We start from the raw sequence: 485 nt of genomic DNA, 5'->3' as shown, positions 1-485 counted from the left end.
AAATTAAAAGTTTATAAATAGTTTTAAGGAGAAAATATGTTTAAATTAATATTAATTTTTTTAATAGGTGTTATGGTAGTTTTTACTTTCATTGGAATAGTAAAATACTATAACAAGTTTATGAATGAAAAAGAAGGGACATTTAAAGAGAGATTAAAAGCTCTCATTAAAGAAAAAACATCAATATATTATTTCATTAAATTAACTTATGGCTGTGTGATGTTTTTTATAGCTGTAATTTCATAGGACTGATTATGAAGGCATTAAAAGATTTAATATCTTGTTCCAAGACTGGACATCTTTCTAGTATGCGTTTAATAAGTTTATTAGGTTCAGCGGTCATGCTTGTTTGTATAGCTTTCTTAGTTTTTTCTAAAGATGTTAGGCTTGGAGAAGCTCTTCCATTTTTAATGGGAGGTTTGCTTGGACTTGCTGGATTTAAAAGTTATCAGTCAAAGTTTGAAGGGGATAAATAATTAATAATC

The 485-nt window shown here is 26.8% G+C and carries 2 protein-coding genes; both read left to right on the top strand.

Annotated features, from left to right (window positions below; all coding sequences use genetic code 11):
- Positions 1-36 precede the first annotated feature (36 nt).
- The gene (locus tag BRSU_RS14100; RefSeq protein WP_048596224.1) at positions 37-246 is read left to right on the top strand and encodes a hypothetical protein; all 210 of its coding nucleotides are present in this window, start codon (positions 37-39) and stop codon (positions 244-246) included.
- A gap of 8 nt (positions 247-254) precedes the next feature.
- Positions 255-476, top strand: a complete 222-nt coding sequence (locus BRSU_RS14095; RefSeq protein WP_048595983.1) for a hypothetical protein — start codon at positions 255-257, stop codon at positions 474-476.
- Positions 477-485 lie beyond the last annotated feature (9 nt).

This window comes from Brachyspira suanatina, from assembly GCF_001049755.1.
GTDB lineage: Bacteria > Spirochaetota > Brachyspiria > Brachyspirales > Brachyspiraceae > Brachyspira > Brachyspira suanatina.
This window is presented reverse-complemented; position numbering and strand designations above follow the sequence as displayed.

What these genes read in the sequence shown, in the direction of transcription:
- BRSU_RS14100 (WP_048596224.1), top strand. Translation starts at nt 37, where the DNA reads ATGTTTAAATTAATATTAATTTTTTTAATAGGTGTTATGGTAGTTTTT.
- BRSU_RS14095 (WP_048595983.1), top strand. Translation starts at nt 255, where the DNA reads ATGAAGGCATTAAAAGATTTAATATCTTGTTCCAAGACTGGACATCTT.